Below are 6885 nucleotides of genomic sequence, written 5' to 3' on the forward strand. Positions count from 1 at the left end.
CCTGCTCGACCTGGTGAAGTCCGCCGACGTACGGTGAGGGCAGGGCCCGCCTCGGAAACAGGCGGACGGACCGTGGCCGGTCGAGCACGTCGGCGCAGCGGTTCTCTCTCCCCGCCACCGACCGGTACGGGGAAGGGGCCTGCTCTCACGCCTTGACGGCGCCGGACAGCATGCCGGAGATGAAGTGCCTCTGCAGGAAGACGTACAGCGCGACGACCGGCAGGGCGACGATGATCGAGGCGGCTGCCAGGAGGGAGTACTGGGTGGTGTGCTCGCTCTGGAAGAAGGCCAGTCCCAGGGGCGCGGTGCGCTTGCTCTCGTCGGTGATCATGACCAGTGGGAGCAGGAACTCGTTCCAGGTCCACATGAAGACCAGCATGGCCATGGTCAGCAGGGCGGGGCGGCTGGTGGGGACCAGGATGCGCCACAGCAGCCGCCAGTCCGTCGCACCGTCGAGCCGTGCCGCCTCGATGACGCTGACCGGCACCGAGCGGAAGAAGTTGCGCATCCAGAAGACGCCGAAAGCGAGGGACTGGGCGGTCTGCGGCAGGATCAGCGCCCAGTAGGAGTCGGCGAGCCCGGCGTCCCGCAGGTTGAAGTAGAGCGGGATGACGAACGCCTCGGGGGGCACCATCAGGCCGATCAGGGTGACGTAGAAGAGGAACGACCGGCCGGGGTACTCGAAGTGCGCGAAGGAGAAACCGGCCAGGATCGCCAGCACGGCGGTGAGCACGACGACGGACACCGCCACCAGCACGCTGGAGCCCAGGTACGTGGCGAAGTGGCCCTGGTGCCAGGCGGTGGCGAAGTTGCCGAAGTCGAGGTGGTGCGGCCAGGTGAAGGACGGGGACGCCTGGGTGGCCGGGGTGAGCGCGGACGCCACCACGCCGATCAGCGGGATCAGGGCGAGCCCGGCGAAGAGGGTCAGAACGACGTAGTTGAGCGCGCGTTCACGTGCGGAGATCATGTCCCGTCCTCCTCGGGCTGGAGCTTGGTGATCAGGAAGGTGATGAGCAGGATCACCGCGGTCAGCACTACGGCGATGGCACAGGCCGACCCGACCTGGCCGGTGCCGAAGGCCCGGTTGTACACCTCGAAGGCGGGCAGGCTGGTCGCGTTGCCGGGACCGCCGTGGGTGGCGACATACACCAGGTCGAAGGTCTTCAGCGCGGCGATGACGGTGAGGGTGAGCGCCACGGTGATCTGCCCGCGCAGGCCGGGGAGCGTCACCGCGAGGAACTCCCGTACGAGACCCGCGCCGTCCAGCTTGGCCGCCTCGTACAACTCCCCGGGGATCTGGCCGATGCCGGCGATGAACAGCACCAGGCACAGGCCGATCTCCAGCCAGGTGCCGACGAGTCCGACGGACGGCAGGGCGGTGGAGAAGTCGCCGAGCCAGGGACGGGCCACCGCGTCGAGGCCGATCGCGCGCAGGGCGGTGTTGAGGACGCCGTCGGGGGCGTAGATGGCCGTCCAGGCGGTCGCGGTGACGACCATGGCGACGACCTGCGGCAGGAAGATCAGCGCGCGGAAGACGGAGACCCCGCGCAGCCGTGCGGCACGGGTGGTGATCGCGGCCAGCGCCAGGGCAAGCGCGATCGGCAGGACCGAGAAGAAGAGGATCAGCACCAGGGAGTGCAGGAAGCCGGCGCGCAGCCGCGGGTCGCGCGCGATCTCGGTGTAGTTGGAGAACCCGGCCCAGGTGGAGGCGGAGATGCCGTCCCAGTGGAAGAGGGAGATCTGGACCAACTGGCCGAGCGGGATCAGGAGGAAGACGGTGAGGACCGCCAGGGCGGGAAGGGCGTAGAGGTAGCCCTTCCACTGGACTCGGCCGCGGCGCCGGGCCGGACGCCCGCTGGGGGCGTCGGCCTGGCGGTTGCGTGCCGTCGGGCGGTGCGCGGTGACAGCCATGAGGTCTGCGGCCTTACCTGCTCTGCTGGAACGAGGCGTAGTCGGACTGGAGTTGGGCCCCGAAGGCCTGGGGCGAGAGCTGGCCGGCGGTCAGTTCCTGGACGGCCGCGGTGAGGGTGTCGTAGAAGGTCGGCGTGGTGTAGTCGAGGTACGGCAGCAGGCCGTCCTTCTCGCTGACCGCCTTCCATTCGTCGAGGATGTCGGCGTCGACGGTGCCCGCGGCGGGCTTGTAGCCGGCCTGTGGGAGGGCGGGCAGGTTGCCCTTGTCGGCGAGGACCTTCATGCCGTTGCTGTCGACGAGGAAGTTGATGTACGCGGCCGCCACGTCGGGGTGCTTGGACTTGGAGGTCATGGCCCAGGCGAGGCCCTCGCCGCCCTGGGTGAGCGGGGGCTGGCCGGCGGCGGGGCTGAGCGCGGTGAAGCCGACGTTCGTCTTCATCTTGGGTTCGAGTACGGCGGCCTGCCAGGTGCCGTCGACGAGGAAGAGCGACTTGCCGGCGGCGAAGTCGGCGACCGCCTGGTCCTTGCTCTCGCCGTTGAAGCCGGAGCCCAGGTAGCCCTTGTCGGCCCAATCGCGCAGGGTGGTGGCCGCCTTCAGGCTTCCGGCGTCGGTCCACTTGGCGCCGCCCCCGTCGAAGACGAGCCTGCGGACCTCCGCCTTGCCTGCCGTGGCCGCCTGCACGACGCCGAAGATGTGGATGCCGGGGCTTTTGTCCGCGTCACCGTAGGAGATGGGCCGCAGTCCGGACGACTTGGCCTTGGCGAGGGCGGTCTCGAAACCGGCGAGGGTGGTGGGGACGGGCAGACCGAGGGACTTGAGCTTGGCCTTGTTGTAGTAGACGCCGACGATTTCGCCGGTCTGTGACACGCCGTACAGGTTGCCGGTCTTCCAGGTCTTGCCGTCGGAGGAGAAGCGGTTGAGGTCGAGCAGCTGGGACGGGAAGGAGGTGTCCCAGCCGTAGACCTTGGCGTAGCTGTCCTCGGGCTGGAGGAGGCCGGCCTTCACGAACGCGCCCATGTCGGGGTAGCCCTGGTTGGCCTGGACGACGTCCGGCGGGTTCGACGAGGACAGGGCGAGCTTCAGCGTCGTCTTGAGGTCGGAGAAGGACCGGGACACCCGCTTGATCGTGACGTTCGGGTACTTCTTCATGAACGCCTTGTTGAGTGCTTCGGTGGAGGCGTCGGTGCCCGGGTCGGTGTTCTGGTCCCACTCGGTGAGAGTGACCTTGCCCGCCTTGGCGACGTCCGTGGACACCGGGCCGGCGGTCTTGTTCGCCTCGCCGGCGGACGAGGTGCCGCTGGGGCCGGGTGAGCAGGCCGCGACAGCCGTCAACAGGCCGGCGGCGAGGGCGGACGCGGCGACGACGCGCCGGGCGGGACGGCCCTGGGTTCTCTCGGTCATGGAGTGGTCCTCCTGGTACTGGTGGAGCGGCGGGCGGTGCGGTGTTCCCGCAGAGGCGGGAACCAGGCGGCCGCCGAGGGACGGCCGGTGGGGTTTCGGGGGGCGGATCCGGCGCGGCGCCGGTTGCCGGGGTGGCCGGGTCGCCGGACGGCGGATCCGGCGGGCGTCAGCGCAGGACCGCCCGCATCCGGTCGATGTCGTCGTCGGGGATGCCGGAGATCTCGGCGAGGAACGCGTCGACGGCCGCCGGGTGTGGCGCGCTGCCCGCGCCGCCGAGGCTCTGCACCGACAGGGCGGCGCACAGTCCGGCGAAGCGGAGGCGGGTGGGCAGCGGCCAGCCGTGGCTCAGGCCGGCGATGAGGGCGGCGGTGAACACGTCGCCGGCACCGGTGGGATCGACGGCGCGCACCTGGGGAGCGGGGATCCGGACGAGTTCACCGGTGTCACCGGCCACCGCGACCGCGCCGCGCGGTCCGTCCGTCACGACGACGTCGGCCACCAGGTCGGCCAGGACCTTGACGGCCTCCTCGACCGTGTCCGTGCGGGTGTAGCTGGTGGCCTCGACCGCGTTGCAGACGAATACGTCAACTTCGGCGAGGCGGGTGAGCACGTCGGGTGACCAGCGGCCGGTGGGATCCCAGCCGACACCGCCGACGACCCGGGTGCCGCGGCCGCGCAGCCGGGCCACCCAGCCGGGCAGCGGCCTGCCGAGGGTGAGCTGTACGAAGCGGGTGTCGGGCAGCTCGCCGTCCCACACCTGCGGGCGCCGGGCGCCCTCCTCCTCGTACGTGATGAAGGTGCGGTCGTGCTCGTTGGTCGCCGCGACCGTGACGGGGGTCTGTACGGCCGGATCACGGCGCAGCCAGGCGAGGTGCAGGTTCTCCTCGCGGGCGAGTTCGGTGACGATGTGGTCGCCGAGGAAGTCCGTGCCGATCACGGCACACAGGCCGGTCCGCAGCCCCAGCCGGGCGGCGGCCACACCGCGGGTGGCGGTGCCGCCGGGGACCACGGCGAACCGGTCCGCGAACACCTCACCGCCCTGGGCGGGCAGGTGCGGGATACCGGCGAATACGAGGTCGCAGAAGACTTCGCCGGCGAAGAGCACATCGAGCACGGTCACTGCCTCCGTCTGGTGCCGCCACATGAAGTGCTCAACTATGAGCACCGCTTGGGCGAGATGACAAGAGTCGGTCAGTTACGAGAAAGTTTCCCCTCGTCTATGACTGAAGTCAGTCAACCGGTGCTATCTTCGCTGCGTGACTTCACGCAATCGACACGCGAAGATCGTGGAATCCCTGCGCACGACGGGGGTGGCCTCGGTGCGCGAGCTCGCCGAGCGGCTCCAGGTCAGCGAGTCCACGATCCGCCGGGACCTGATCGAACTGGACCGCAACGGCGAGTTGTTGCGCACCTACGGGGGCGCCGCCCTGTCCCCGCGCGCCGCGGTGGACACCACCGGGCGGGGACCCGTGGACGAGATCCCCTTCGACGTCGTCGCCACCGTCGACCAGGCGCTGAAGGAGGCCATCGCGGAGGAGGCCGTGAAGCTCGTCGAGGACGACAGTGTGGTCGTTCTGGACATCGGAACCACACCCCAGGCGATCGCGCGACGGCTGCGCGGTCGTCCGGTCACCGTCATCACCAGCAGCCTGGCCGTGCTCGACGAACTCCGTCACGACGAGGCAGTACGCCTGGTGATGCTCGGCGGTGTGCTGCGCCGCAACTACCAGTCCCTGGTCGGTTCGCTGACCGAACAGGCACTGCGCCAGGTCAGCGCCGACCTGCTCTTCCTCAGCTGCACCGGGGTCCGCCCGAGCGGTCACGTGGTCGACAACATGGCGGTCGAGGCACCCCTGAAGCAGGCCATGATCGAGACGGCCGGCAAGGTCGTCCTGGTCGCCGCGGAGACCAAGTTCCCGGGCACCGGCTCGCTGCGCGTGTGCCCGCTGTCGAACATCGACGTCCTGATCACCACCGGCGGTGCCGATCCCGACACTCTCCAGCTCTGCCGCGAGGCGGGTGGAAAGGTGATACTCGCATGAAGTTGACGGTCCTCGGCGGCGGCGGATTCCGCGTGCCGTACGTCTACCAGGCCCTGCTGCACGACCAGGGCACCCCTCGCATCGACGACGTCTGGCTCTACGACACCGATCCCGCCCGCCTCAAGGCGATGGCCGAGGTCCTCGCCCGGTTCGCCGACGGCCGGCCCGACGCCCCCCGGGTGACGGTCAGCACATCGCTCGACGACGCCCTGGAAGGCAGCGACTTCGTGTTCGCGGCGATCCGGGTGGGCGGACTGACGGGCCGGATGTGCGACGAACGGGTCGCCCTGGACCTGAACGTCCTCGGCCAGGAGACCACCGGCCCCGGCGGCCTCGCCTACGGTCTGCGCACGATCCCCGTGATGCTCGACATCGCGCACCGCGTGCGCCGGCTCGCGCCCGAGGCGTACGTCATCAACTTCACCAACCCGGCCGGGATGATCACCGAGGCGATGCAGAGCGTCCTCGGCGACCGCGTCCTCGGCATCTGCGACACCCCCTCGGGCCTCGGCCGCCGTATCACCACGACGCTCGGACTCGACCCCTCCCGGGCCCAGTTCGACTACGTCGGCCTCAACCACCTGGGCTGGATGCGCCGGGTGCTGCACGACGGCGAGGACGTGCTGCCCCGCCTGCTCGCCGACGACGAGCGACTCGGCGGCCTGGAGGAGGGGGTCGTCTTCGGCAGGGAGTGGCTGCGCGACCTCGGCCTGATCCCGAACGAGTACCTGTACTACTACTACTTCAACCGGGACGCCGTGCGCTCCATCCTCGACGCCCCGCAGACCCGGGGCGAGTTCCTCGCCCGTCAGCAGCGGGAGTTCTACGCGCGGGTGACCGAGGCGGCCGGAGAGTCGGCGGTGCGGTTGTGGCGGGAGACCGTGGCCAACCGCAGCGCCAACTACATGGCCGAGGCGAAGGGAGCCGTGCAGGGCGAGGCCGAGGCCGACGCGGACTTCCGGCCCGATCCCGCGCACCAGGGCTACGCCGGTGTCGCCCTCGCCGTGATGGCCGCGGTCAGCCGCAACGAGCGCGCGACGATGATTCTCAACGTGCGCAACGGCACGACCGTGTCCGCGCTTCCCCAGGACGCGGTCGTCGAGGTCCCCGTCACGGTCGACGCCAACGGCGTGCACCCGCTCACCATCACCCAGCCCGACCTCCACCAGGCCGGTCTGATGCAGCAGGTCAAGGCGGTCGAGCGGCTCACGATCAGCGCGGCCGTGACCGGCTCCCGCGCGGATGCGCTCAAGGCGTTCTCGCTGCACCCCCTGGTCGACTCGGTCAACGTCGGCCGTCAGCTCCTCGACGGCTACGTCGACCGCATCCCCGAGGTGGCGGCCGTGTTCGCGGGCGGGCGGGACTGACGTGGAAGTTGTCATCGTTCCGGACGCCGCGGCGGGTGGCGAGCTGATCGCCGAGGCCATGGCGCAGTTGCTCAGGCGCAAGCCGGAGGCGCTGCTGGGGGTGGCCACGGGTTCGACCCCGCTGCCCGTCTACCAGGCGCTCACCGCCAGGGTCCGTGCCGGT

General features: G+C 70.2%; 6 protein-coding genes and 1 pseudogene. 3 read left to right on the plus strand and 4 right to left on the minus strand.

The window, feature by feature from the left end; all coding sequences use genetic code 11:
* Window positions 1–145: 145 nt before the first annotated feature.
* The 4 genes from AB0P24_RS47385 to AB0P24_RS47400 all read right to left on the minus strand — a co-directional run bounded on the left by AB0P24_RS47385 (window position 146) and on the right by AB0P24_RS47400 (window position 4433).
* Window positions 146–967 carry a carbohydrate ABC transporter permease gene (locus AB0P24_RS47385; protein ID WP_365805626.1) on the minus strand — a complete coding sequence of 274 codons (822 nt, stop codon included), beginning with the start codon at window positions 965–967 and terminating at the stop codon, window positions 146–148.
* The gene (locus AB0P24_RS47390; protein ID WP_365805628.1) at window positions 964–1911 is read right to left on the minus strand and encodes a sugar ABC transporter permease; all 948 of its coding nucleotides are present in this window, start codon (window positions 1909–1911) and stop codon (window positions 964–966) included. Before AB0P24_RS47390 ends, AB0P24_RS47385 begins: the two co-directional genes overlap by 4 nt.
* A gap of 13 nt (window positions 1912–1924) precedes the next feature.
* A complete protein-coding gene (locus tag AB0P24_RS47395) occupies window positions 1925–3313 on the minus strand; it encodes an extracellular solute-binding protein (RefSeq protein ID WP_365805630.1) in 1389 nt (462 codons plus the stop codon).
* 166 nt (window positions 3314–3479) lie between these two features.
* Complete coding sequence (locus AB0P24_RS47400) at window positions 3480–4433, minus strand: PfkB family carbohydrate kinase (RefSeq protein ID WP_365805632.1); 954 nt, start codon at window positions 4431–4433, stop codon at window positions 3480–3482.
* 136 nt (window positions 4434–4569) lie between these two features.
* On the opposite strand from AB0P24_RS47400, the gene AB0P24_RS47405 reads away from it, so the two are divergent.
* The 3 genes and pseudogenes from AB0P24_RS47405 to AB0P24_RS47415 form a co-directional block, all read left to right on the plus strand.
* Entirely contained in the window at window positions 4570–5355 is a 786-nt protein-coding gene (locus tag AB0P24_RS47405) for a DeoR/GlpR family DNA-binding transcription regulator (RefSeq protein ID WP_365805634.1), read from the plus strand.
* Entirely contained in the window at window positions 5352–6722 is a 1371-nt protein-coding gene (locus tag AB0P24_RS47410; RefSeq protein WP_365805636.1) for a 6-phospho-beta-glucosidase, read from the plus strand. Before AB0P24_RS47405 ends, AB0P24_RS47410 begins: the two co-directional genes overlap by 4 nt.
* Window position 6723: 1 nt before the next feature.
* Window positions 6724–6885, plus strand: a pseudogene (locus tag AB0P24_RS47415) (glucosamine-6-phosphate deaminase); the annotation flags it as partial.

Source organism: Streptomyces sp. NPDC086519 (assembly GCF_040686075.1).
Taxonomy (GTDB): Bacteria; Actinomycetota; Actinomycetes; order Streptomycetales; family Streptomycetaceae; genus Streptomyces; species Streptomyces shenzhenensis.

Coding starts and splice junctions, on each gene's coding strand:
- AB0P24_RS47385 (WP_365805626.1), bottom strand. CDS start 967: ATGATCTCCGCACGTGAACGCGCGCTCAACTACGTCGTTCTGACCCTC.
- AB0P24_RS47390 (WP_365805628.1), bottom strand. CDS start 1,911: ATGGCTGTCACCGCGCACCGCCCGACGGCACGCAACCGCCAGGCCGAC.
- AB0P24_RS47395 (WP_365805630.1), bottom strand. CDS start 3,313: ATGACCGAGAGAACCCAGGGCCGTCCCGCCCGGCGCGTCGTCGCCGCG.
- AB0P24_RS47410 (WP_365805636.1), top strand. CDS start 5,352: ATGAAGTTGACGGTCCTCGGCGGCGGCGGATTCCGCGTGCCGTACGTC.